Genomic DNA, 24,126 nt, shown 5'->3' with positions numbered 1-24,126 from the left:
TCAACGAGGCCCTTCCCCATTGGTGGCGATGGCCCAAGAACTTCGGACTTACTCGTCTAGGGCTTGCGGCCCACGCCTCCCGTGAAGGTGTGGTACGTGATGCCCAGCTCGGCCTGCTGCTCGCCCGGCTCCGGACGCCACTCCGGGAGCGGCACCAGGCCGGGCTCCAGCAGTTCGAGCCCGTCGAAGTAGGCCAGGATCTCCTCGCGGGTGCGCCAGCGGCCGGTGCCGAGGTGCTCGTTGAAGAGCTTCTCCGCCGTGAAGGCCTGCTGCGACACCTCGGGGTGGGCCTCGCCGGGGTTGTGGAAGTGGGAGATCACCACGTGGCTGCCGGGGGCGAGCGGGGCCAGGAGCGTGGCCACGATGCCGGCCGGGTCCTCCTCGTCCGACAGGTGGTGCAGGAGCCCGAACATCAGCAGCCCGACCGGCTCGCCGAAGTCGATGAGGGCGCGCGTCCTCGGGTCACTGAGGATCTTGTCCGGCTCGCGGGCGTCGGCGTCGACGATCGTGGTGGTCTCGTCCACGGCCAGCAGGGCGCGGCCGTGGGCGAGGACGATCGGGTCGTGGTCGACGTACACGACGTGGGCGCCCGGGGTGACGGACTGGGCGACCTCGTGCACGTTGCCCTGCGTGGGCAGGCCGGAGCCGATGTCCAGGAACTGGCGGATGCCCGCCTCGGCCGCCAGGTGGCGGACCGTGCGCCGCAGGAACTGCCGGTTGGACAGCGCCGCGGCCGGGGCGTCCGGCGCGATCTGGAGCGCCGCCGTGGCCACGTGGCGGTCGATCTCGTAGTTGTCCTTGCCACCGAGCATGTAGTCGTAGACGCGGGCGACGCTCGGCTTGCTGGTGTCGATCCCGCTGGGCGCGCTTTCCCGCTCGCTCTCGGGCACTGTCGGCTCCTTGCGAAACGTCAGGGGGGCTAGGCCATGATCCTAAGTGGGAGCACCCGGTACGGGCGGATGTTTCATGAGGAAATCTCACGATCCAGTTCGCCGCGCAGGAGGCGGGCCGCGCCGGCCATGGCCCGCATCTTGCCCTCGGCCGACGCCCTGGGCAGATATTTCATCCCGCAGTCGGTGGCGATGACGATCCGCTCCGGCCCCACCCGGTCGAACGCCCTGCGCACGCGCCCGGCCACCACCTCGACCGGCTCCACATCGGGCGTGGACAGGTCGATCACGCCGAGGATGATCGTCTTGTCCTTCAGGTCGGTCAGCACCCCGAGGTCCAGCCCCGACTGGGCGGTCTCGATCGACACCTGCCTGACGGGGCAGCCGGCCAGCTCCGGCAGGAACGAGTACGCCTCCGGCCGCTCGTGGATGATCGCGGCGTAGCCGAAGCAGATGTGCACCGCCGTCATGCCGCTCACGCCGTCGAGCGCGGCGTTCAGCGCGGCCAGCCCGTAGGCGCGCGCCGCCTCCGGCCTGGCCTGCATGTACGGCTCGTCGATCTGCACGATGTCGGCCCCCGCCGCGAACAGGTCACGGATCTCGGCGTTGACCGCCACCGCGTAGTCCATCGCGGCGGCCTCGGCGTCGGGGTAGTGCTCGTTCTGCGCCTGCTGGCTCATCGTGAACGGCCCCGGCACCGTCATCTTCACCACCCGGTCGGTGTGCGCCCGCAGGAAGCGCAGGTCGTCCACCTCGACCGGGCGGGGCCGGCGGATCGCGCCGGTGATGCGCGGCACCGGGTTCGGGTGGCCGCTGCGGTCCAGCGCCATGCCGGGGTCGTCGAGGTCAAGGCCCTCCAGGGCGGTGGCGAAGTGGTTGGAGTAGCTCTCGCGCCGGATCTCCCCGTCGGTGACGATGTCCAGCCCGGCCCGCTCCTGCGCCCTGATCGCCAGCTCGGTCGCGTCGTCCTGCGCCTGGGCGAGGTGCCCGGCCGGGACGCGCCACAACTCCCTGGCCCGCACGCGCGGCGGGAACCGCCCGGCCAGCTTGGCGCGGTCGATCAGCCAGTCCGGCTGGGCGTAGCTCCCGACCAGCGACGTCGGCAGCAGCGGCAGAGAGATCACGGGCCCTCCCTCACGTTCGGTCCTGACCTCCACTGTGCGCCCGCCGCACCGGCGTTACCAGGTGTCGACGTGCAGCACCTCGTCCAGCGGCTGGCGGTCGGCGGGCTTGAACGTCTCCCCGGTGTAGTAGGCGGTGGGCAGCAGCACGCCCTGCCTGATGTCGCCGGGGATGCCGAGCAGCTCGGCGACCTCACTCTCGTACGCCAGGTGCAACGTCGTCCACGCGGTGCCCAGGCCGCGGGCGCGGGCGGCCAGCATGTAGCTCCAGGCGGCCGGCAGCAGCGAGCCCCACAACCCGGCCTGGTTGCCCTGCGGCAGTGCGGGCGCCCTGAGGCAGCCGAGCACCAGCACCGGCACCTCGCCCATGTGCTCGGCCAGGTACGCGGCACTGTCGGAGACCCGTTGCTGGGCCGAGGCCCTGGCCGGGTCGTCGGCGAACAAGTTGCGCGCCGAGCCGCCCGAGCCGTAGTACGTCTGCCACGAGCGCCCGTAGTAGTCGCCGATCGCCTTGCGCTTGTCCTGATCGGTCACCACGATCCAGTGCCAGCCCTGCGAGTTGCCCCCGGTGGGTGCCTGGAGGGCGACCTCCAGGCACTCCCGGACCAGCTCCATCGGGACGGGGCGGGTCAGGTCGAGGCGCTTGCGCACGCTGCGGGTGGTGGTGAGCAGCTCGTCCGCTGAGATCGTCATGCGGTCATCATGCCCCGATCAGAGGCGGCCGAGCACCGCCATCGCCGGCAGTGCCCGGTCGTCGTAGCCGAACAGCGCCTGGTTCTCCCAGCCGTTGCCCGACGACGGGTCGGCCGGGTCCCAGCCGTTGCCCTTGACCCCGGTCCAGGTGGCCTCCCAGGTGAACAGGCCGAGGCCCAGGCCGTTCGGGACGGCGCGGACGATGTCGGCAACCCGGGCGAGCATCGCGGACTGGCCCTGCGGCGTGGCCTGGTAACCGGGGTACGGCTCGGCGGAGACGATGATGTTCTCCCAGCCGTCGTCGTCGGCCGTGGTGAACGGGTAGGCCGTCTCCGCCACGACCACGGGCTTGCCGTACCTGGTGGCCACGTCGTTGATGTTGGCCTGGAAGGCCTCCAGCGTGCCGTGCCAGTAGCCGTAGTACGACAGGCCGATCACGTCGTACCGGATGCCGTTGGCGGCGGCGTTGTCGAACCACCACCGGTAGAGGCCGTTGTCGCCGCCGTTGGCCAGGTGCAGCACGACCTTGGTCGAGCGGGACACCCGCTTGGCCGCGTCGTGGCCGGCGTTGAGCAGCGCGGCCGTGTTCGCCCAGTTCGTGTTGGAGCCGTCCGGCCAGAGCAGGCCGCCGTTGATCTCGTTGCCGATCTGCACCATGTCGGCCGTGGTGCCCTGGCGGCGCAGAGCGTCGAGCACGTCGTAGGTGTGGTCGTACACGGCCTGCCTGAGCTGGTCGAACGGCAGGGCCTCCCAGGCGGCGGGCTTGAACTGCTTGCCCGGGTCGGCCCAGGTGTCGGAGTAGTGGAAGTCGACGAGCAGCTTCATGCCGAGCGCCTTGACCCGCCTGGCCACCGCGAGCACCCGCGTCTTGGTGTTGTAGCCGTCGGCCGGGTTCACCCAGACCTTGAGCCTCATGTAGTTGAGCCCGGCCTGCGACAGGATGCGCAGCGCGTCGCCCCGCCGCCCGCGCGCGTCGCGGTAGAGGCCGCCGAACGCCTCCGACTTGGCCAGGCTGGAGACGTCCGCGCCCCTGATCTGCAGGCGTCCGTGTCCCGTCTGGGCCTGCGCGGGAGCCGCGAGGGCCATGAGTAACACCAGCGCGGCGAGGATGATCCGTTTCATCGGGTCTCCCTAGGGTTGGGGGATTTCCGCGACGACCGTGACCGCGCCGGGCGCGACGGTGAACGGCCCGTCGTGACGTATGCCGTCGAACACGCTCACGCCGCTCACCCCCTCGACCGCCACGGGCCGGTCGCCATGGTTGATGAGGAAGACGTGGCCGCCCCTGCGCACGAGTTCGAGCGTGTCGGGCAGTCCGTGCGGACGGGACACGCCCGCGTGGCCGAGCACCTGGGCGAGCAGGTCGCGCAGGCCGGTGACGGGGGCGGTGGCCAGGTACCAGGCGGTGCCGGCGCCCAGGTCGTGGCGGGTGAAGGCGGGGTGGCCCGCGTCCGGCCCCTCGGCGAAGCCCTGGACCGTGACCGCACCCGCGGGGCGCACCCGCTCGGACCAGATCCTGGCGATCTCGCCCCCGGTCAGCGTCACCGTCTCGTGCTCGCGGAGGGGGTGGAACTCCTCGATCGACAGGCCGAGCAGCTCGCGCAGCGCGCCCGGGTGGGCGCCGGGGTGGATGGTGTCGTGCTCGTCCACGATGCCGGAGAAGTACGACACGAGCAGGTTGCCGCCCGCTTCCACGTACCGGTGCAGGTTCTTGGCGGAGGTCTCGGTCAGCAGGTACGAGCTGGGCGCCACCACCACCCGATACCCCGAAATATCGGCGGAAGGGTGGACGAAGTCCACCGTGACGTGCTCCCGCCACAACGCCTCGTAGAAGGCGTCCACCCGCTCCCTGAACGTCAGGTCCACCGACGGCCGCCAGTCCAGCTCCAGCGCCCAGTACGACTCCCAGTCCCAGACGATCGCCACCTCGGCCCGCACCCGGCTCCCCCGAACCCCCGCGAGCCGCCGCAGGTCGGCGCCCAGCCGCACCACCTCGCGCCACTGCTCGGAGTCGGTGCCCGCGTGCGGCACCATCCCCGAGTGGAACTTCTCCGCCCCGAACCGCGAGGCCCTGAACTGGAAGAACAGCACGCTGTCCGAGCCGCGCGCCACGTGCGCGAGGCTGTTGCGGCGCATCTCCCCCGGCCGCTTGGCGAGGTTGCGCGGCTGCCAGTTGACCGCGCCCGCCGAGTGCTCCATCAGCATCCACGGCGCGCCTCCTGCCACCGACCTGGCCAGGTCGGCGGACATGGCCAGGTCGATGTGGTTGTCGGGGCGCTCGGCCTTGAGGTAGTGGTCGTTGGCGATCACGTCCAGCTCGCGGGCCCACCGCCACAGGTCGGTGGACTTGCAGTTCACCGTGCCGGCGAAGTTCGTGGTGATCGGCAGGCTGGTGAGCTCGCGCAGGATGTCGCGCTGCAGCGCGTAGTGCTCGCGGTGCTGGCCGTCGCTGAAGCGGGCGTAGTCGAGGCGCTGGGCCGGGTTGACGACCGTGTGGTTGGCGCGGGGGGCGTCGATCTCGGACCAGTCGGTGTAGGTCTGGCTCCAGAACGTGGCGCCCCAGGCGTCGTTCAGCGCGGAGACGTCGCTGTAGGCGGCCTGCAGCCACTCGCGCCAGGCCGCCAGGCTGTGCTCGCAGTAACACTCGCCGAGCGGAGCCCCGTACTCGTTGTGCACGTGCCACATGACCACGGCGGGATGGCCGCGATAGTGCTCGCCCAGCGCCCGCACCAGCCGCGCGGTCGCCTCACGGAAGGCCGGGGCGCTGGAGCAGGCGCTCTGCCGTCCGCCGAACCCGATCCGCAGCCCCTCCCTGGTCACCGGCAGCACGTCGGGATGCGCGGCGACGAACCAGGCGGGCGGGGCGGCCGTCGGGGTGGCCAGGTCGACCGCGACGCCGGCCGCGTGCAGCCGGTCGATGATCTCATCGAGCCAGCCGAACTCGAAACGCCCCCGCTCGGGCTCCATCAGCGCCCACGAGAACAGGCCCAGGCTGACCAGGTTCACCCCGGCCTCGCGCATGAGGGCCACGTCCTCCTCCAGGACCTCGCGCGGCCACTGCTCCGGGTTGTAGTCGCCACCATAGGCGATCCCGGCAGGACGCTCCGGATACATCCATCCCCCTCGAAACTTCTGTGAACGTGCACAGTAAAACTAACCGCAGCAGCAAGGGAAGCGTCATCCCCCAATTTCCTTCTCCTTCAGGAGATTAACGAGAACGTAACGACCTCTTGACGGCCGTTTCCGGGCTGTTCCACTCTGTGCACGTTCACAGAACCCTCTGGAGGTACGCAATGCGCGCCAACCGCCTTGGAGCAGCCCTGGCCGTCGCACTGACAGCCACCCTCGCGAGCTGCGGGTCCAGCGAGCCCGCCGAGAGCCCCCAGGCGGCGCAGAGCTCCACCGCCGCCGCCCAGGGCCCGGTCAAGCTCACCTACTGGACCTGGGCCCCCAACATGGACAAGATCGTCGAAGTCTGGAACAAGGCCCACCCCGACATCCAGGTGACGGTCAGCAAGCAGGCCGGCGGCGACGACGCGTCCGCCAAGTTCCTCACCGCGGCCAAGGCCGGCAACCCGCCGGACCTGGTGCAGGCCGAGTATCAGCACCTCCCGTCGTTCATCGCCGCCGACGCGGTGTCCGACCTCAAGGCCGAGACCGCCTCGATCAAGGGCGAGTTCTCCGAGGGCCTGTGGGGCCTGGTCACGCTGGGCACCGACGCGGTCTACGGCATCCCGCAGGACAGCGGCCCGATGATGCTCTTCTACCGCAAGGACCTCTTCGACAAGCACGGGCTCAAGGTGCCGGCGACCTGGCAGGAGTACGGCGAGGCCGCCAGAGAGCTGCGCAAGAAGGACCCGAAGGCCTACCTCGGCACGTTCTCCAGCAAGGACCCGGGAGCGTTCACAGGGCTGGCCCAGCAGGCCGGCGCGCAGTGGTGGTCGATCAGCGGCGAGTCGTGGAAGGTGAACATCGCCGACGAGCCCACCAAGAAGGTCGCCGACTTCTGGGGCGGCCTGGTCAAGGAGGGCGCCATCGACGACATGCCGTTCTTCACCCCCGAATGGAACAAGGCGCTCAACGACGGCAAGCTGCTGACCTGGCCGTCCGCGGTGTGGGCGCCGGGCGTTCTGTCCAGCAACGCCCCGAAGGCCAAGGGCAAGTGGGCCGTCGCGCCCCTCCCCCAGTGGAACGCCGGCGAGAACTTCAGCGGCTTCTGGGGCGGCTCGTCCACCGCCGTGTCGGCCAAGACGCCCAACAAGGCCGCCGCCGCGCAGTTCGCCACCTGGCTCAACACCGACCCCGCCGCCATCGACCTGCTGGTCAAGGAGGCCGCCATCTACCCGGCCGCGACCAAGGCGCAGTCGGCCCTCGGCACGCCCCCCGAATACTTCTCCAACCAGCCCGACTTCTGGCAGCAGGCCGCGACCGTCTCCGCCGGGGCGCGCGGGTTCACCTTCGGGCCCAACGTCGGCGTGACCTACAACTCCTTCAAGGACGGCTTCGACAAGGCGCTGCAGAACGGCACCCCGTTCGCCGACGCCGTCCAGGGCATGCAGGACGCCACGGTCGCCGACATGCGCAAGGCCGGATTCCAGCTCGCCTCTTGACTTCCTCCCCTCCCTGAAGGGGATTCCAGCCGTCGCCGGTTGGTCTTCCTGCTTCACCGCCGGTCGCCCGCCCAAGAGGACTCTCGTTGAGGTCTTACACCAGCTCCACAGGCGTTTCAGCTCTCCGCCAGCCCGGCGGCGAGCACGTTTTTGGCCGCGTTCACGTCCCGGTCGTGGACAGTCCCGCACGGACGAGTCCACTCCCGGACGTGCAGCGGCATGACACCTTGCTGCGCTCCGCAAGCGGAGCACAGCTTGGACGACGGAAACCAGCGGTCCACCGCCACGAGCGTGCGCCCGTACCAAGCTGCCTTGTACTCCAGCATCGAACGCATCTCCCGCCACGAAGCGTCGGAGATGGCCCGTGCCAGACAGTGGTTGGCGACCATGTTGCGGACGGTCAGATCTTCTACGGCGATCACTTGGTTCTCGTGAACAAGCCGGGTGGTGACCTTGTGCAGGTGATCTCGCCTGCGGTCGGCGATGCGAGCATAGACTTTAGCGACTTTGAGCCGAGCCTTGGCCCGGTTCTTGCCGCCCTTCTCCTTGCTGGCAAGCGCCTTATGCGCCTTGGCCAGTCTGCGCCGGTCCCGGCGCTCGTGGCCCGGGTTGACGATCTTCTCGCCGGTGGACAGCGTGGCCAGCGCCGTGATGCCCGCGTCCACGCCCACACTCCGATCGACCGGCGGGAGCGAGCTGATCGTCTCCTCCATCAGGAGGGACACAAACCACCGTCCCGCCGCGTCCTTCGACACTGTGACCGTGGACGGCTCTGCCTGCTCCGGCAGAGGACGCGACCACACGATGTTCAGCGGCGCGTCCATTTTCGCCAGCGTCAACCGTCCGTCCCGCCAGCGGAACGCGCTGCGGGTGTACTCCGCACTCAGCCGCGACCTCTTGCGGGACTTGAACGTTGGGTACTTAGCCCGCTTGGCGAAAAAGTTCGCAAACGCTGCCTGCAGGTGCCGCAGCGCCTGCTGCAACGGCACCGACGACACCTCAGACAGAAAATCGTAGTCGCCGCCGCGCTTCCACCGCGTCAGCATGGCCGACGACTCCAGATAGGAGACGCGACGCCCCTCAAGCGTGTAAGCCCGAGTCCGCTCCTCCAGCGCCTTGTTGTAGACCAGGCGCACGCAGCCGAACGTCCGGGCAAGCTCTACGGCCTGCTCAGAGGTCGGGTAGAAGCGGTACTTGTAGGCACGCTTCACACTCTGCGCCATGCCTCACATGCTATTACGCAACCACTCAACAATCGCGCGTTTGTTCGATACGGCGATCCGCTTGGCGGGGCAACGCCCGCCCCCCATCCGCTCCACAGAAGTTCGCTTCCTACCCTGCCTTCAGGTGGGGGTTTCCTCGGAGGTATCCGATGAAGCGCTCGGAAAGGGGGGCCTGGCCGTACCTCTTCCTGGCCCCCGCCATCGTGCTGTTCACCCTGTTCCTGGCGGTGCCCATCGGCTACACCGTCTACCTGGCGATGCGCCGTACCAAGGTGTCCGGGCTGGGGCTGGGCAAGGGGGCGCGCAGAGAGGTGTACGTCGGGTTCGACAACTTCTCCGCCGCCCTCACCGACGCCGAGTTGTGGAGCGGCTGGCTGCGCGTGCTCGGGTACGGCGCGCTGGTGCTCGTCGTGATGCTGGGCCTGGCGCTGCTGTTCGCACTCCTGCTGGACTCGGCGCGGGTGCGGCTGGCCCGCTTCTCCCGCATCGCGATCTTCCTGCCGTACGCGGTGCCGGGCGTCGCGGCCACCCTGCTGTGGGGCTTCCTCTACCTGCCGTCCCTCAGCCCGATCAGGGAGATCCTGGACATCGACTTCCTCGGCGCCACCACCGTCACCTACTCCATGGCGAACGTGGCCGTGTGGGGCGGGGTCGGCTTCAACATGCTCGTGCTCTACACCACGCTGCGCGCCATCCCCCGCGACCTGTACGAGGCCGCCCGCCTCGACGGAGCCTCCGAGCTCCAGATCGCCGTCCGCGTCAAGATCCCCATCCTGACCCCGGCGATCATCCTCACCACCGTCTTCTCGATCATCGCCACGATCCAGGTCTTCACCGAGCCCACCACCCTGCGCCCGTTGACCAACACGATCAGCTCCACGTGGAGCCCGCTCATGAAGGTCTACCGCGACGCCTTCGTCACCGGCGACCTCTACTCGGCCGCCGCCACCTCGATCGTCATCGCGGCGATCTCTCTCGTCCTGTCGTTCGGATTCCTGCGCGTGGTCCGCACCCGCGCCTTCGGGGAGGGCTGATGTCCGGGCTCCCGCACACGCGCGCCTCCGGGGAGGGCCGATGACCGCAGCCGTCGGCAAGGGCACCACGGGCACCACCACGCACCGCCGCCGCACCCGGGCGAACGCGGGCCGCTCGGCCGGCCTCGTGCCCACCGCGCTGCTGTTCATCGGCGCGATCTACTGCCTGTTCCCGGTCGCCTGGGTCCTGATCGCCGCCACCAAGTCCCCCAGCGAGCTGTTCAGCACCTCCACCCTCTCCTTCGGCACCGGCTTCCTCGACAACCTCACCCAACTGTTCGCCTACCGGGACGGCGTCTTCTGGCTCTGGGCCGGCAACACCCTCATCTACGCGGGCGGCGGCGCCCTGCTGTCCACCGCCGTCTCCGCCGTCTCCGGCTACACCCTGGCCAAATACCGCTTCCCCGGCCGCGACGTCATCTTCAACCTGCTCATCGGCGGCATCCTGGTGCCCGCCGTGGTCCTGGCCATCCCGCAGTACCTGCTCTTCTCCAAGATCGGCCTCGCCGACAGCCACTGGGCCGTGCTGCTGCCGCAGATCCTGCACCCGTACAGCATCTACCTGGCCCGCATCTACGCCGCCGCCGCCATCCCCGACTCCCTCCTGGAGGCGGGCCGCATCGACGGGGCCGGCGAGTGGCGCCTGATGTCGCGCGTGGCCATGCCGCTCATGGTGCCGGGCATGGTGACGATCTTCCTGTTCCAGTTCGTGGCCATCTGGAACAACTTCCTGCTCCCGTTCATCATGCTCGGGGACGACGGCAAGTTCCCTCTCACGGTGGGCCTCTACACCCTCCTGGCGGCCGGGGCGAACCAGCCCTCCCTCTACAACCTGATCCTCATGGGCGCCTTCCTGTCGATCGTGCCGTTGATCGCGCTCTTCCTCACGATGCAGCGATACTGGAAGACCGACCTGTCTTCCGGAGCCGTCAAATGAAGCGCCCTACGATCCACGACGTCGCCGCCGCCGCGGGGGTGTCCCGCGGCACGGTGTCCCGCCTGCTCAACGGGGACAAGTACGTCAGCCCGAAGGCGCGGGTTGCCATCGAGCGGGCCATCTCCGAGACCGGTTACGTGGTCAACCGCGCCGCCCGCAGCCTGGTCACGCAGCGTACGGGCTCGGTCGTCATGGTCATGTCGGAGCCGCACGAGAAGTTGTTCGAGGACCCGACCTACAGCACGCTGATCCGGGTGGCCATCAGGATGCTGGCCGAGCGCGACCTGTCGCTGGTGATGATGCTGGCCGGCGACGAGGGCGACCGGGAGCGGGTGGTGCGCTACGTGCGGGGCGGCCACGCCGACGGTGTGCTGCTGGTCTCGACGCACGCGGGCGACCCGCTGCTCGACGCGCTGCGCACCGGCCCGCCCGCCGTCTCCTGCGGCGCGGTGATCGGCCGCGAGAAGGTCATCCCGTACGCCGCCGCCGACGAACGCCTCGGCGCCCGCCAGATGACCGAATACTTCGTCGGCCAGGGCCGCAGGCGGATCGCCATGATCACCGGCCCCATGGACACGCCGGGCGGCATCCAGCGCCTGGAGGGTTTCACCGAGGTGCTCGGCCGCAAGGCCACCAAACGCCTGGTCGCGCACGGCGACTGGACACAGGCCAGCGGCGAGCGCGCGATGACCGAGCTGCTGGCCCGCACCCCCGACCTCGACGCCGTCTTCGTGGCCTCCGACCTGATGGCCGCGGGCGCTCTGGCGGCGCTGCGCGCGGCGGGCCGGCGGGTCCCGCAGGACGTGGCGGTGGGCGGGTTCGACGACTCCTCGGTGGCCACGTCGACGCACCCGCCGCTGACCACGATCCGGCAGCCTCTCGCCGAGATGGCGGAGGCGACGCTGCGGCTGCTGCTGTCCCTCATCGACGGGGCCGAGCACGTGGAGCCGGTGATACTGCCGACCGAACTGGTGATCCGCGAGTCGGCGTGACCGCCTCCGCAGTACGATCACCCGAACCGACGTACCGAAGGAGCCGCACGGTGACCGACCACGAACGGGAGCGGGCGCCGGGAGGCATCGACATCACCAAGCCCAGCATCTCCCGCGTCTATGACTTCATGCTGGGCGGCAAGGACAACTACGAGGCCGACCGCCGGGTGGCGGAGCTGGCGCTCGGCATCGCCCCCGACGCTCCGGAGGCCGCCCACGCCAACCGCGAGTTCCTCGGCCGGGTGGTGCGTTTCCTGGCGGCCGAGGCGGGCATCCGCCAGTTCCTGGACATCGGCTCCGGCCTGCCCACGCAGGGCAACGTGCACGAGATCGCCCAGTCGGCCGCCCCGGGCTCCCGGGTGGTCTACGTCGACAACGACCCGATCGTCCTGGTCCACGGGCGCGCCCTGCTGGCGGTGGACGACGACGCCACCACGGTCGTGAAGGCCGATCTGCGCGATCCCGACGTGATCATCGGCGATCCGGAGGTCCGGCGGCTGATCGACTTCGACCGTCCGGTGGGCCTGCTGATGTTCGCGATCCTGCACCATCTGGCCGACGCGGAGCACCCGGCGGAGCTCGCCCGCCGCATGGTGGACCGGCTGGCTCCGGGCAGCTATCTGGCCGTCTCCCACTTCCACAACCCGGGTCTGGCGCATCCGGAGGTGTCCAGGCAGGCGTTCGCGGCCGAGCGGATCTTCAACGAGACGCTGGGCACGGGGCGGTGGCGGACCCGCGAGGAGATCCTGGCCTACTTCGACGGGCTGGAGATGCTGGAGCCCGGGCTGGTGCCGCTGCCCGAGTGGCGCCCGGTGTCGGACGACCAGGCCGAGCCTGGCATCACCTACCACACCTTCGTGGGCGGGGTCGCCCGCAAGCCTCAGACCGGGCCCGTGTAGACCCAGCGCCCCTCGTGCCGCGCGAACCGGCTGTTCTCCTCCATCTCCCCCGGCCGCCCCCGGTCGAGGTAGTGGGCGCGGAACCGGACGGTGCCCTCGGTGTGCACGACGCTGCCCCCGGTGCTCTCCAGCACCTCCAGCCGCACCCATTTCACCCGTTTGTCCAGCCCGACGCGCGGCGGCCGGGTGGACGGGTGCCAGGTGCGCAGCAGATACGCCTCGTCCCCGACGCCGAAGGCGGTGAAGCGGGAGCGCATGAGCTGCTCGGCGGTGGCGGCCGCCGCGTCGCCCCGGTGCAGCCTGCCGCAGCAGTCCTGGTAGGAGGCGGGCAGGCCGCAGAGGCACGTACGAGGAGGCATGCGCTCTATTCTGCCTCCAGCCGGAGGGTGAGGTCGGTCAGCGTCGGGCCGAGCGGGGCGTCCAGGGTGAGTGCGGCGTCCGCGTCGCCGCCGGTCGGCCCCTGGTTGACGATGGCGATCGGGATCCCGAGCGCGGCGGCCTTGGTCACGAACCGCAGCCCCGACTTGATCGCCAGCGACGACCCGAGCACGAGCAGCGCCCGCGCCCCGCCCACGAGCGCGAAACATTCGTCCACGCGCGGCCGGGGCACGTTCTCGCCGAAGAACACCACGTCCGGCTTGAGCAGGCCGCCGCAACCCGAGCAGTCCACCAGGCGGAACCCGGCCACCTGCGCGTCGGTGAGCACGGCGTCACCGTCGGGGTTGATGACGCCGCTGGCCTCCCAGTCCGGGTTGGCCTCGCGCAGGCGCCGCTCCAGCTCGGCGCGCGGGGTGCGCTCCCGGCACGACAGGCAGACGACGCGGTCGAGCCCGCCGTGCAGCTCGATCACCCGCCGCGCTCCTGCCGCCTGGTGCAGGCCGTCCACGTTCTGGGTGACGATGCCGGCCAGCAGCCCGCGCCGCTCCAGCTCCGCCACGGCCCGGTGCCCGTCGTTGGGCCTGGCCTGCCCGATCTGCCGCCAGCCGACGTGGCTGCGCGCCCAGTAGCGCTGCCGCGCCTCGGCGCTGCCGACGAACCGCTGGTACGTCATGGGCTCCGCCCGCCGGGCCTGCCCTGTCGGCCCCCGGTAGTCGGGAATGCCCGACTCGGTGGACAACCCGGCCCCGCTGAGCACGGCCACCCGGCCGAGGGCGACCAGTTCGACCAGCTTGGTGGTGTTCAGTGTCACCTTCCTATGGTGCCTCAGCCTCTCTCCCGCTCGATCCGGCAGCTCAGCCGCAGCTCGGCGGCCTGTTCCTGCCCGTCCGCCCGCCACCAGAACTGTCCGGGGGCGGGCAGCATCTCCGTGATGAGCACCTCGGCCGGTTCGCGCCTGGCCAGGTCCTCGACCGCGAGGGGGTCGCAGAAGTCGACGTGGAAGGGGCAGGGCCCGGCGGGGTGGCGGACGAAGACGTGGCGGGGCAGGCCGTGGTGGCGGCGCAGGCGGTGCAGGGCCAGCCAGCGGTCGAAGGCGTCCGCGCCGCGCTCCTCCGGCAGGCGCAGGCGCCAGCGGGCCCGCTGGTAGATCAGGTCGCCGATCATGATGCGCGGGGTGCGCTCACCCAGATCGACCTGTCCGGAGTGCGCCACGCCCTGCCCGTCGTCGCGCACGCCGGACAGCAGCCACGCCGCGCTCTCCGGATCCGTGCCCACGGCCGTCAGCTCGGGCGCGGGCGACGCCGGTTCGGGCCGCTCCCCCGCCCACAACCCGGCGACGTCCCGCGCGGCCAGCCGGACGACCTCCTGGCCGGGGACACGGACGGCCTCGGCCACGAGCCGGGCCAGATCGGCACTCAGCACCCGCGTCCTGGCCAGGCACCACAGGGGCAGCGCCACCGACAGCGCCTCCCTCAGCCCCGCCGGCGCCGGACCGCCAATGCCGGCCCCCTCCTCGTCGATCACCCGCCATCCCGCACGGCCGTCCGGCTCGAATCGCGCGCGCACCGCGGGCCCGCCGTCCCCTGCCCCGGAAGCTAAGCGCCGCAGCAGCCGGTGGGCGGTCGCGGTGAGCAGCCGGGAGCGCCTGGCCGTGCCGTCCCCGGGCCGCCGGGCCAGCGGGTGCCTGCCTATCGCCTGGTGGAAGGCCGGATCGGCGAGCAGCGCCGCCCGGCGTACACGATCGTCGTCGTAGGCCTCGGCGACCGCGCGCCGCGTCGCCAGCCAGGCGGCCGCGTGGGCGCTCCTGCCCGCCGCCCGCCCGGAGCCCGCCGCGACGACCGCGCACTGCCAGCGCCGCCCCTGCTCACCCAGGCCGAGCGACTCCAGCAGGCGCAACTCCTCACCGATCAGGGGCATGCCGGCGCGCACGCTCCTGAGACACCGCCTGGCGTGTGCCCGCTGCTCGGCCGCGAGCTCCAGCACGACCTCGCGCAGCGCGGCGGCGCGCCGCTGGAAGGCGTCGCGTTCTGCGGCCAGGCGGCGGTCGGCGGTGAACAGCCGCTCGGTGAGAGGCAGCAGGCCGGGATGGCCGAGCCCGTCGAGCAACCGCACGGGCAGTTCGCTCGTGCGCAGCAGGAACCACGGGCGCAACTCGACGACCAGCTCCCCGGCTCCCGTGGAGACCCGCCACCGGTCTAATCCCTGCCTCACCCGCGCCCCCTCAGCACTCCGGCCCGTGCCAGCCCGGCCGTCAGCAGCTCCCTCGCCCCGTCGGTCAGCCCGTCGAGGGCGTGCGGGTCGTCGGCGGCCAGCCGGGCGACGGGCGCGACGAACCCCTGCTGCAGCCGGAACGAGCGCCCGGAGCGCAGGCTGACGGCGAAGGTCCCCCGCCCATCGGGCCCAGCCCCGGCCACCACCTGGGCGCACGGATCCCACGCGCACCCTGACGCGGCCGGCGCCGCGACGGAGCAGGCGGCCAGCCGCCCCGGCGGGAGCCCGGGCAAGCGGTCGAGCGAGTTTCTGATCATGGCGCTCACCTCGTAGCCCCGCATGGTCTCCGGCGCGTCGAAGTCGATCCACCGCGCCAGATCGTCTCCCGCGCGGGGCGGGAAACGCACGTTGTGCCCGGCCCAGACCGTATGGATGCCCATCCGGTACGCCCGCAGTCCCGCCAGCCGCACCCCGCCGGGCCCGTCCGCGAGCAGCTCCAGGGACTCCCCGGCCACGCCCGCGGCCACCCCCGGCGCGCCCACGGCCAGCTCGCAGGCCACCGGCGCCCCGGCCGGGATCTCGGCCAGCAGCCGCCGCAGGTTGACGGTGACGCCGTTCAGCCCGGTCACGGCGGCCAGGAAGTCGATCCGCGTCACGGTGATCGTCAGCCCGCGGCACCTGGCCAGCGCCTCCCGGGAGAACGCGGCCACCCGCACCGCGTCCAGCCATCCGGCCCAGGGGCCGTCGGCGGGCGGCAGGTCGGTTCCTGTCAGCCAGCGGACGGGTTCGGCGTGCCAGGGGGACCGGATCACCCGCTCAGGCGACCAGTCCAGCCACTCGACCCCGGCCAGTTTTGGCACCCGCCGCAGCGCCGTCACCTGCTCGGCCACCAGCCGCCCGCACAACGTCACCCGCTCCGCCCCGAGGGCGCGCACCAGCGCGAACGCCGCGGGAAGCTGCTGCTCGGCATCGACCACGACGCGTGCCCGCCGCCCCTCGGCCGCCTCCAGGGCGAGCTCGATCTCGGGCTGGAACAGCTCGCACCTGGCGGCCGCGCCGAGCACGTCCTGGCTGCTCTGGGTGCTGCCCTCGGCCAGTTCGAGGTCGTCGATGCTGAGCCGGAGCGCGGGGTCGCCCGCCAGCCGCAGCGCCGTGCCGATCGCCCTCAGGTGGGCGTCGTCGTAGGCCTGGCGCTCCAGGATCGCCGCCGCGGCCCGCCCGAACAGCGCGGGCGCGTCGCGCAGGCGGGAGGGGTCGCTCAGGCGCCGGACGATCCGCGCGCCGAGATCGAGCAGTTCGGCCCCGGGAGGCGCTACGACTTCGGTGGTGAAGTCGGTGAACGGGGGAACGACGAGCAGGTCCATCAACCGCCCTCTCCAGGCCAGGGATACGGATGCGCCACGCGGCCGCCCCGTCGCGCGGACGGGGCCACCGGTCTTTGGCGCGCGCCCGGCTCGGCGTCCGCGCGGGAGCGATCCCGGCCGGCTCCGCGCATGTAGAAGCAGCGCAGCTCCGCGGCGAACCGCTGCTGCCCCTCCCGCAACCAGCACTCGTCAGGCCCGGGCAGCACCTCGCTCATCGTGACCCGGTCGGCCGCGCCGGCCAGCCGCGCCAGTCCTTCGATGAGCGCGGGCGAGCGCGTGTCCACGTAGAAGGGCGCCCGCTCCCGCGCGGAGGAGGCGTAGAACGCCGGCGGCAGGTCGTGGACCTCCCGCAGCCGCGCCATCGCGACCAGGAGCGCCCGCTCACCGGCCGCCTCTTCCAGCGCCTCGAACGAGGAGCGGCCCATCCGCCACCGCCGCCCGGAGATGACGACGTTGTCCCAGGTCAGCCGGGGCACGCGGGGAAGGTCGTGGAGGCGGGGCAGCTCGATCTTGGGCAGGGCGAGCGCCGTGTGCAGGGCCGTGTCGTGCTCGCCGTTGTGGAACAGCAGCGGCTCCTCCAGCCCCTTGGCGTGCAGGAGCGCGCGTTGCCCGTCGCTGTGCACGTACAGCTCGTCGAGGCCGATGCGCCGCCGCCTGGGGTCGGCCGCCACTCCGCCGAGCTCCAGCACCGGCCCTGGGAGCTCCAGCGGCGGCACGCCGTTGGTACGGCGGGAGATGACGTTCAGCACGGTGAACCCGGACAGCGCCCGCCTGATCTCGGTGTCGCGCTCGGCCAGGCACGCCGCGGCCTCCTCGTGGAACTGCAGCGCCCAGGGCGTGAGCAGCACCGAGTCGTGCAGCCGGGTGAGGACCAGCGGGGTCACCCCGGGTTCGTACGCCTCCAGCGCGGACGCCGCCACCATGACGTCGGCCGAGCAGAGCACGGGCGCGGCCGGCGGGGCGGGCTCCTCCAGCAGCCCGGCAAGGTTGAGCGCGGACGGTCCCGCGTCGCGCAGGAGTGCGGCGATGCGCCCGGCGAGCCGGTCCCCGTGCTCGATCTCCAGGTCACCGGTCGCCCTCAGCGCCTCCGCCAGCTCGAACGTGCCCGCCCCGAGCCGCGCGGCCAGCAGCCGGTTGGTGCGCAGCCTGGTCAGCTCCGCCTCCGCCGCCAGCAGGTCGAGCACCCGCGGCACCCGCTCCTTGAGGTCGCCGGCCAGCGCGCCGCCGGCGGTGACCCGCAGGGTTCCCGCGGCGGCCTCGTGCACGGTCAAGCGGTCGTCGCGCCGCCCGCCCCCGGCGAGTGTGTCGATCCGCCGCTGCACGGCCAGCTTCACGTCGGGGGAGGCTCCGGGGTATTGCCCGAGCAGCTCGCCGATCTCCCCGACCCGCTGCCCCAGCGGCAGCTCCGCCCCCTGTCGTGCCCCGGCCAGGGCGCTCCCGCGCTGGGCCGGCACGCCCGCGGCGGCCACGAAGCCTCGCCTGGACACACTCACCAGCCCCCGCCGGAGCACCTCGGCGCCGGCCAGGTCTCCCCGGGTGCCGCCATGATGCTCGGAGCCCTCGGCCGGCGCTCCTCTCTCGGCCAGCCGGTCCCGCAGCCAGCCCAGCGTGTCGCAGATGGTGGCGGGCGGGCACAGGTCGTGGGTGAGCAGCCCGCGCCGCACCGCCACGGTCAGCGCGGCCGAGGCGCGTTCCATCCCGGTCCCGGTCTCGGCCGCGATCTCGGCCAGCGTGCGGCTGCCGTCGCAGTGCCCCGCGAACGCGGCCCCGTCGGCCACCTCCCCCGTCCACGTCTTGCGCCGCGGCACCAGTCCCGCCACCAGCCCGGGCTCGGCCAGGACGCGCTGCTGCAGCGCCTCGCCGACCTGCGCGTCCGGGTAGGCCACCCGGCCCGCGCACGCGCGGTGCCCCGCCCAGGTGTGGCCGCTGTCCAGGCCCGGCTCGACGCTCCCGTAGCCGATGGGCCCGTAGCAGCCGGCCGTCTCGCAGGAGGCCGACAGGCGTTGCACGCGCGTGGCGATCTGCCTGCGGGTCTTGCCGCCCTTGCCGCCGCGCCGCAGGTCCCGGTAGAGGCCGGGCGATGAGCACACGAGCGCGTCGAGGAAGCGCTCGTCGGCCACGATCCCGGCCACGGCCGCGCGCACGAGCGCCGCGTCGGCCGCGACCGTGCCGGCCAGGGTGAGGCGGGCCTCCTCCAGCAGCCCCGTCACCTCGTTCCAGGCCGCCAGCCACCCGTCGGGCCCTGGCGTGCCGGGTGGCAGCGGCCGCAGGTCACGCAGCCGCCCGCGCAGCCCGCGCGGCAACCGTCCGCCCTCCGGCCGCTCCCCCGCCACCTCGGAACCGTCGGCGAGCAGGCCGAGCGCCCGCCTCTCCAGCCGTACGACCGCCGCGGCCTGCTCGGCCGCTCTGGGATAGGCGAGGGACAGGACGAGCTCCCACGGAAACCCGGCGTTCCTGACGACCACGGCCGGCAGCAGGGTCCAGTCGTGCTCGATGTCCATAAGGACGCTCCCTTTCCTGACATGAATTAGCCGCACCCATCTCAACTCAGATGCTTACAAGATCATTTTCCTGTGTCAATGAGTTCGGGGATTAAATTAAAATGAGAGCTCACGATCCCATTGCCCGCAGCACAAGGAAAATTGCCTGCCAATATCAACAAACCCCGTCATAAGGGACGCAGCAGTTTACTCAACGCAGCCGCAGGGCCTATCCTTGCAGTACAGAGCGTTATGAATCAGCCCCGCCCGCCCGGTGAACACGAATTCCATTGCCATTAAAATGCGCCCGGGCGGCTGTTCTCATGGCCGTGCGAATAATCGCGCTAATGCGCTCTCATTTGCCTGCCAGGGCAAGGTGGAGTCAAGGCCGCGCGCCAGCGGGCCGGAGCGGAGAAACCTACTGATAGAAGGTGACACGGGGGTGAAGATGACCAGCGACGGGCGACGGCGGCGGCGCGGCGACGGGCCGCACCTGTGGACGCCGCTGTTCGTGGTGGGCCTCGTCCTCATCACCGCCGTGGTGGTCGTGCTCGACGTGACCACGGGCACGGCGGTGCGGCTGTTCCCGCTGCTCATCTTCCTGCCCGCGATCGTCTCCGGCCTCGGCGAGGTGTGGCAGACGGTCACCGCCACCGTGTGGGTCGTGCTGGTGGAGGCCGTCACCGGCATCTATCTGCGCGGGCAGGTGGACGACGTCCTGCTGGCGACCGGGTTCGCGGCGCTGTTCGGGGTGTTCAGCGTGCTCGGGTGCCGCTACCGCGTGCACCGCGAGGAGGAGGTGGCCCGGCTGCGCTCGGCGTCGTCCGCCCTGCAGCGGCTGATCGTGCGCCCGCTGCCGCTGCGCACCGCGGAGGTGCTGGTGGACGGCCTCTACCAGCCCGTGGAGGGCGACGCGATGGTCGGCGGCGACATGTACGAGGTGGCCGTCTCCCGGCACGGCACCCGGGTGCTGATCGCGGACGTCCAGGGCAAGGGCATCCCGGCGATCGGCACGGCGCTGGCCGTGCTGGGATCGTTCAAGGAGGCGGCCTACCGGGAGCACACGCTCACCGGCGTCGTGGCCGCCATGGAGACCACCGTGGTCAGGCAGAACTTCTTCGCCACCCTGACCGGCGAGCCCGAGCGGCTGGTCACCGCCCTCGTGCTCGACATCGGCCCGGAGACGGAGGTCGGGCCGGTGGTCGAGGCCGTCAACTGCGGCCACATCGCCCCCTACCTCATCCACGACGGCGACGCCCACCAGGTGGACCTGGGCGAGCCCGCGGTGCCCCTCGGCGTGGAGGAACTGGCGAAGACGCCGCGCAGGGGCGTGCGATTCTCCTTCCCGCCTGGCGCGACGCTGCTGCTGTGCACCGACGGGGTGACCGAGGCCCGCGACCCCCGCGGCGCCTTCTACCCGCTGGAGGAGCGGCTGCGCGCGTGGGCCGGCTCCCCGCCCGCGGCACTCGCCCGTACGCTCGCGGCCGACCTGCGGGCCTTCACCCGTGCCGCCCCGCGCGACGACGTCGCCATCCTCACGCTCCGCAGGACGGAACGACCCAGCACACCCTCATGAACCGCTGGCCCCATCCGCGCGTACCTACACACATCGGACACGTGGTCCATGGAGGTGTCGTGGAGCTCAGTCTCTTGCGGGCGCAGGCGCACAGCCCGTCGTACTTTTCGCTCATGCGCGGCTCGGCGGGTGAGCGCGCCCCGGTGGACTTCTGCATCCCGTGCAACCCTTACTTCCCTACACCGGATATCTTCGAGCACCTCGGGAGAAATCTGGAGACGATACTCAAGTTCTATCCGAGCGACGCGGGCACGATCACCGACGAGCTCTGCTCCACGCTCGGGCTGCACCCCAAGACGGTCGCGATGGGCAACGGCTCGACCGAGCTGATCACCTGGATCGACCACCTGCTGGTGCGCGAGAGCCTGGCGGTGCCGATCCCCACCTTCGGCCGCTGGACCGACCAGCCGCTGGAGACGGGCAAGCGGGTGGACATGTACCCGCTGCTGGAGAGCCGCAACTTCGCGCTCGACGTGAACGACTACGTCTCGTTCATCCGCACGCGCGGCTCCCGTGTGGCGGTGATCTGCAACCCGAACAACCCCGACGGCGGTTACCTGCCCAAGCACGAGGTGCTGCGCCTGCTCGACCGGCTCATCGACCTCGACCTGGTGATCGTGGACGAGTCGTTCGGCGACTTCGTGGACGCCGAGCCGTACCCGGGGGTCGCGGCCGAGGCGGCCGTGCGGCCGAACGTCATCGTGCTGCGCAGCCTGGGCAAGAACTTCGGCCTGCACGGCATCCGCTTCGGTTACATGGTCGCCAACCCGGCGCTGGCGGGCCGCGTGCGCGACGCGCTGCCCAAGTGGAACCTCAACTCCTTCGCCGAGGTCGTGGTGTTCATGATGCGGCAGTTCATGCCCGAGTACCAGGAGAGCCTCACGCGGCTGGGCCACGACAGGAGAGCGATGTTCCAGCAGCTCAGCACCATGCCGGGACTGTCGGTGTTCGCCTCGCAGGGCAACTTCCTGCTGGTGAAGCTGCCGCCGGGCCAGGACGGGGTGCCGCTGCGCGACCACCTGCTCACCGAGCACGGCGTGTACGTCCGCGAGTGCGGCAACAAGCTCGGCACCACCAGCCAGTTCCTGCGCCTGGTCGTACGCCCGCAGGAGGACGTGCGCAGGCTGCTGATCGGCATGACCCAGTTCCTGTACTCGGGCAGCCTGCACGAGATCCCCGTCAACGGCCTGCACCATCGGGCCGTCAATCCACTGTCCGCTTAGGAGGGGTTTGCGCGGTCCCAGGCCGATGTATGCTGTCCCGGCTATCCCTTTACAGCATAAACAGTCGGCCGACGATGGAAGGGTTCCGTGCTCTCCAGCCACCAGGCAAGCACCGTCCAGACTCGCGATCACACCGCCGCGGACAGCCACGACAACATCCAGGTCCGTGGCGCCAGGGAGAACAATCTCAAGAGCGTCTCCCTGGACATTCCCAAGCGGCGCCTCACCGTGTTCACCGGAGTGTCCGGCTCCGGCAAGTCCTCACTCGTCTTCGACACGATCGCCGCCGAGTCCCGGCGGCTGATCGACGAGACGTACACGGCGTTCATCCAGGGGTTCATGCCGAGCCTGGCCCGCCCCGACGTCGACGCGCTGTGCAACCTGAGCGCGGCGATCATCGTGGACCAGGAGCGGATGGGCGCCAACGCCCGCTCCACCGTGGGCACCGCCACCGATGCCCACACCATGTTGCGGATCATCTTCAGCCGGATCGCCGAGCCCCACGTCGGCTCGGCCGGCGCCTTCAGCTTCAACCTCGCGGAAGGCATGTGCCCCGAGTGCGAGGGGCTGGGCAAGGCGTCCGAGATCAACGTGAACGCGCTGGTCGACCGCGAGCTGTCCCTGAACGAGGGCGCGATCAAGGCCCCCGGGTACGCCGTGGACAGCTGGCCATGGCAGGTCGTGGCCGGCTCCGGCCTGTTCGACCCCGCCGTCAAGCTGAAGGACTTCACCGAGCAGCAGTGGCAGGACCTGCTCCACAAACCCGCCACGAAACTCAAGTACGCCTCCAACAACTTCACCTACGAGGGCCTGGCCGTCCGCGTCAGGCGCGGTTACCTGGGCAAGGACCGCGAGTCCCTGCAGCCGGCGGCGCGGGCGTTCGCCGACCGGGCGATCCGGCTCGGCCCCTGCCCCTCCTGCGACGGAGCCCGGCTCAACGAGGCCGCGCTCTCGGCCCGCATCCAGGGCAGGAACATCGCCGAGTGCTCGGCCATGCAGATCAACGACCTGGCCGACTTCGTCCGCGGCATCGGCAACGCCTCGGTCGGGCCGGTGCTGGAGGGCCTGCGCTCGACGCTCGACTCCCTCGTCGAGATCGGCCTCGGCTACCTCAGCCTCGACCGCGAGTCCGCCACGCTGTCGGGCGGCGAGGCGCAGCGGGTGAAGATGGTACGCCACCTCAACTCCAGCCTCACCGACGTCACCTACGTCTTCGACGAGCCCACCGCCGGGCTGCACCCGCACGACATCCAGCGCATGAACCGCCTGCTGCTCGCGCTGTGCGACAAGGGCAACACGGTGCTCGTCGTCGAGCACAAGCCGGAGACGATCGCGATCGCCGACCACGTCGTGGACCTCGGTCCCGGCGCGGGCACGGACGGCGGGCGCGTCTGCTACAACGGCCGCCTGGCCGGCCTGCGCTCCTCCGGCACCCTGACGGGCCGCTACCTCGACCACCGCGTGCGCCTGCGCGAGGAGGTCCGCAAGCCCACCGGCCACCTGCCGATCAGGAACGCCACCCTGCACAACCTGCGCGACGTGAGCGTGGACCTCCCGCTCGGCGTCCTGACCGTGGTCACCGGCGTGGCGGGGTCGGGCAAGAGCTCCCTGATCCACGGCCACGTCGCCGGCCTTGACGGCGTGGTGGTGGCCGACCAGTCACCGATCCGGGGCTCGCGCAGGAGCAACCCGGCCACCTACACCGGGGTGCTCGACCCGATCCGCACCGCCTTCGCCAAGGCCAACGGGGTCAAGCCGGGTCTCTTCAGCGCCAACTCCGAGGGCGCCTGCCCGGCGTGCAAGGGCATCGGGCTCATCTACACCGACCTGGCCATGATGGCCACGGTGGCCTCGGTGTGCGAGGAGTGCGAGGGCAGGCGGTTCACGCCGGAGGTGCTGACGTACCGGCTGCGCGGCAAGAACATCAGCGAGGTCCTCGCGATGCCGATCGCCGAGGCCCGCGAGTTCTTCCCCTCGGGGCAGGCCGGCGTCATCCTCGACCGCCTCGTCGCCGTCGGCCTCGGCTACCTCGGTCTCGGACAGCCCCTCACCACGCTGTCCGGGGGCGAGCGCCAGCGGCTCAAGCTCGCCATCAACATGGCCAAGAACGGCACCATGTACGTGCTGGACGAGCCCACCACCGGCCTGCACCTGGCGGACGTGGACCAGCTCCTGGCCCTCCTGGACCGCCTGGTCGAGGCCGGCAACACGGTCATCGTGATCGAGCACCACCAGGCGGTCATGGCACACGCCGACTGGATCGTCGACCTCGGTCCAGGGGCCGGCCACGACGGCGGCCAGGTCGTCTTCTCCGGCACCCCGGGCGACCTCGTGGCCACCGGCACCTCCCTCACGGCCATCCACCTGCGCGACTACGTCAACCAGCCCTGACCCCGACGGCCCCCGCCGCACTCCGCGGCGGGGGCCCAACGACGGAGGGCCGTCGCACACACGGCCGTAAGGCCCCACCGCACGGGCGCTGCCGGCCCTCGAAC

18 protein-coding genes and 1 pseudogene are annotated in these 24,126 nt (G+C 71.2%); 8 read left to right on the top strand and 11 right to left on the bottom strand.

What is annotated here, in order from left to right:
* Nucleotides 1-56 precede the first annotated feature (56 nt).
* The 5 genes from ACFPZ3_RS65360 to ACFPZ3_RS65340 form a co-directional block, all read right to left on the bottom strand.
* The gene (locus tag ACFPZ3_RS65360) at nt 57-890 is read right to left on the bottom strand and encodes an SAM-dependent methyltransferase (RefSeq protein ID WP_379524446.1); all 834 of its coding nucleotides are present in this window, start codon (nt 888-890) and stop codon (nt 57-59) included.
* 74 nt (nt 891-964) lie between these two features.
* Nucleotides 965-2,014 carry a hypothetical protein gene (locus ACFPZ3_RS65355; RefSeq protein WP_379524445.1) on the bottom strand — a complete coding sequence of 350 codons (1,050 nt, stop codon included), beginning with the start codon at nt 2,012-2,014 and terminating at the stop codon, nt 965-967.
* Nucleotides 2,015-2,068: 54 nt separating this feature from the next.
* Nucleotides 2,069-2,704, bottom strand: a complete 636-nt coding sequence (locus ACFPZ3_RS65350; RefSeq protein ID WP_379524444.1) for a nitroreductase family protein — start codon at nt 2,702-2,704, stop codon at nt 2,069-2,071.
* A gap of 18 nt (nt 2,705-2,722) precedes the next feature.
* Nucleotides 2,723-3,826: a glycoside hydrolase family 53 protein gene (locus ACFPZ3_RS65345; RefSeq protein ID WP_379524443.1), complete on the bottom strand. Its 1,104-nt coding sequence runs from the start codon at nt 3,824-3,826 to the stop codon at nt 2,723-2,725.
* 9 nt (nt 3,827-3,835) lie between these two features.
* On the bottom strand, nt 3,836-5,818 hold the full coding sequence (locus ACFPZ3_RS65340) for a beta-galactosidase (protein WP_379524442.1): 1,983 nt from the start codon (nt 5,816-5,818) through the stop codon (nt 3,836-3,838).
* 179 nt (nt 5,819-5,997) lie between these two features.
* On the opposite strand from ACFPZ3_RS65340, the gene ACFPZ3_RS65335 reads away from it, so the two are divergent.
* Complete coding sequence (locus ACFPZ3_RS65335) at nt 5,998-7,314, top strand: ABC transporter substrate-binding protein (protein WP_379524441.1); 1,317 nt, start codon at nt 5,998-6,000, stop codon at nt 7,312-7,314.
* 30 nt (nt 7,315-7,344) lie between these two features.
* Here the strand turns inward: ACFPZ3_RS65335 and ACFPZ3_RS65330 are convergent.
* Nucleotides 7,345-8,537 (bottom strand): annotated as a pseudogene (locus ACFPZ3_RS65330) (RNA-guided endonuclease InsQ/TnpB family protein); the annotation flags it as partial.
* Between the two features lie 149 nt (nt 8,538-8,686).
* Between ACFPZ3_RS65330 and ACFPZ3_RS65325 the strand changes: the two are divergent.
* Genes ACFPZ3_RS65325 through ACFPZ3_RS65310 form a run of 4 tightly spaced genes read left to right on the top strand, consistent with a single transcriptional unit; the run spans nt 8,687 to nt 12,399 of the window.
* Nucleotides 8,687-9,571, top strand: coding sequence for a carbohydrate ABC transporter permease (locus ACFPZ3_RS65325; protein ID WP_379524440.1), 885 nt, complete (start codon nt 8,687-8,689; stop codon nt 9,569-9,571).
* A 40-nt stretch (nt 9,572-9,611) separates the two neighbouring features.
* Complete coding sequence (locus tag ACFPZ3_RS65320) at nt 9,612-10,508, top strand: carbohydrate ABC transporter permease (protein WP_379524439.1); 897 nt, start codon at nt 9,612-9,614, stop codon at nt 10,506-10,508.
* Entirely contained in the window at nt 10,505-11,500 is a 996-nt protein-coding gene (locus tag ACFPZ3_RS65315) for a LacI family DNA-binding transcriptional regulator (protein ID WP_379524438.1), read from the top strand. The genes ACFPZ3_RS65320 and ACFPZ3_RS65315 overlap by 4 nt, the downstream gene beginning before the upstream one ends.
* Before the next feature lie 50 nt (nt 11,501-11,550).
* Nucleotides 11,551-12,399 (top strand): SAM-dependent methyltransferase, encoded by an 849-nt coding sequence (locus ACFPZ3_RS65310; RefSeq protein WP_379524437.1) that lies wholly within the window; start codon nt 11,551-11,553, stop codon nt 12,397-12,399.
* Here the strand turns inward: ACFPZ3_RS65310 and ACFPZ3_RS65305 are convergent.
* The 5 genes from ACFPZ3_RS65305 to ACFPZ3_RS65285 are packed head-to-tail and all read right to left on the bottom strand — an operon-like array spanning nt 12,381 to nt 18,853.
* On the bottom strand, nt 12,381-12,758 hold the full coding sequence (locus tag ACFPZ3_RS65305; RefSeq protein WP_379524436.1) for a YchJ family protein: 378 nt from the start codon (nt 12,756-12,758) through the stop codon (nt 12,381-12,383). The genes ACFPZ3_RS65310 and ACFPZ3_RS65305 overlap by 19 nt on opposite strands.
* 5 nt (nt 12,759-12,763) lie before the next feature.
* Entirely contained in the window at nt 12,764-13,588 is an 825-nt protein-coding gene (locus ACFPZ3_RS65300; protein WP_379524435.1) for an NAD-dependent protein deacetylase, read from the bottom strand.
* A 14-nt stretch (nt 13,589-13,602) separates the two neighbouring features.
* Nucleotides 13,603-14,988: a hypothetical protein gene (locus tag ACFPZ3_RS65295; RefSeq protein WP_379524434.1), complete on the bottom strand. Its 1,386-nt coding sequence runs from the start codon at nt 14,986-14,988 to the stop codon at nt 13,603-13,605.
* Nucleotides 14,985-16,352 carry a hypothetical protein gene (locus ACFPZ3_RS65290; RefSeq protein WP_379524433.1) on the bottom strand — a complete coding sequence of 456 codons (1,368 nt, stop codon included), beginning with the start codon at nt 16,350-16,352 and terminating at the stop codon, nt 14,985-14,987. The genes ACFPZ3_RS65295 and ACFPZ3_RS65290 overlap by 4 nt, the downstream gene beginning before the upstream one ends.
* Complete coding sequence (locus tag ACFPZ3_RS65285; protein ID WP_379524432.1) at nt 16,352-18,853, bottom strand: hypothetical protein; 2,502 nt, start codon at nt 18,851-18,853, stop codon at nt 16,352-16,354. The genes ACFPZ3_RS65290 and ACFPZ3_RS65285 overlap by 1 nt, the downstream gene beginning before the upstream one ends.
* A gap of 427 nt (nt 18,854-19,280) precedes the next feature.
* Between ACFPZ3_RS65285 and ACFPZ3_RS65280 the strand changes: the two genes are divergently transcribed.
* The 3 genes from ACFPZ3_RS65280 (at nt 19,281) to ACFPZ3_RS65270 (ending at nt 24,022) form a co-directional block, all read left to right on the top strand.
* The gene (locus ACFPZ3_RS65280) at nt 19,281-20,408 is read left to right on the top strand and encodes a PP2C family protein-serine/threonine phosphatase (protein ID WP_379524453.1); all 1,128 of its coding nucleotides are present in this window, start codon (nt 19,281-19,283) and stop codon (nt 20,406-20,408) included.
* Between the two features lie 59 nt (nt 20,409-20,467).
* A complete protein-coding gene (locus ACFPZ3_RS65275) occupies nt 20,468-21,631 on the top strand; it encodes a pyridoxal phosphate-dependent aminotransferase (RefSeq protein ID WP_379524431.1) in 1,164 nt (387 codons plus the stop codon).
* A gap of 465 nt (nt 21,632-22,096) precedes the next feature.
* Nucleotides 22,097-24,022, top strand: coding sequence for an ATP-binding cassette domain-containing protein (locus ACFPZ3_RS65270; RefSeq protein ID WP_379524452.1), 1,926 nt, complete (start codon nt 22,097-22,099; stop codon nt 24,020-24,022).
* Nucleotides 24,023-24,126: the final 104 nt, after the last annotated feature.

It is taken from the genome of Nonomuraea insulae (genome assembly GCF_042656245.1).
This window is presented reverse-complemented; position numbering and strand designations above follow the sequence as displayed.

Excerpts from the sequence above, each read along its gene's own strand:
- ACFPZ3_RS65350 (WP_379524444.1), bottom strand. The coding sequence starts at position 2,704 with ATGACGATCTCAGCGGACGAGCTGCTCACCACCACCCGCAGCGTGCGC.
- ACFPZ3_RS65345 (WP_379524443.1), bottom strand. The coding sequence starts at position 3,826 with ATGAAACGGATCATCCTCGCCGCGCTGGTGTTACTCATGGCCCTCGCG.
- ACFPZ3_RS65340 (WP_379524442.1), bottom strand. The coding sequence starts at position 5,818 with ATGTATCCGGAGCGTCCTGCCGGGATCGCCTATGGTGGCGACTACAAC.
- ACFPZ3_RS65335 (WP_379524441.1), top strand. The coding sequence starts at position 5,998 with ATGCGCGCCAACCGCCTTGGAGCAGCCCTGGCCGTCGCACTGACAGCC.
- ACFPZ3_RS65325 (WP_379524440.1), top strand. The coding sequence starts at position 8,687 with ATGAAGCGCTCGGAAAGGGGGGCCTGGCCGTACCTCTTCCTGGCCCCC.
- ACFPZ3_RS65320 (WP_379524439.1), top strand. The coding sequence starts at position 9,612 with ATGACCGCAGCCGTCGGCAAGGGCACCACGGGCACCACCACGCACCGC.
- ACFPZ3_RS65315 (WP_379524438.1), top strand. The coding sequence starts at position 10,505 with ATGAAGCGCCCTACGATCCACGACGTCGCCGCCGCCGCGGGGGTGTCC.
- ACFPZ3_RS65305 (WP_379524436.1), bottom strand. The coding sequence starts at position 12,758 with ATGCCTCCTCGTACGTGCCTCTGCGGCCTGCCCGCCTCCTACCAGGAC.
- ACFPZ3_RS65290 (WP_379524433.1), bottom strand. The coding sequence starts at position 16,352 with ATGGACCTGCTCGTCGTTCCCCCGTTCACCGACTTCACCACCGAAGTC.
- ACFPZ3_RS65285 (WP_379524432.1), bottom strand. The coding sequence starts at position 18,853 with ATGGACATCGAGCACGACTGGACCCTGCTGCCGGCCGTGGTCGTCAGG.
- ACFPZ3_RS65280 (WP_379524453.1), top strand. The coding sequence starts at position 19,281 with ATGACCAGCGACGGGCGACGGCGGCGGCGCGGCGACGGGCCGCACCTG.
- ACFPZ3_RS65270 (WP_379524452.1), top strand. The coding sequence starts at position 22,097 with ATGTTGCGGATCATCTTCAGCCGGATCGCCGAGCCCCACGTCGGCTCG.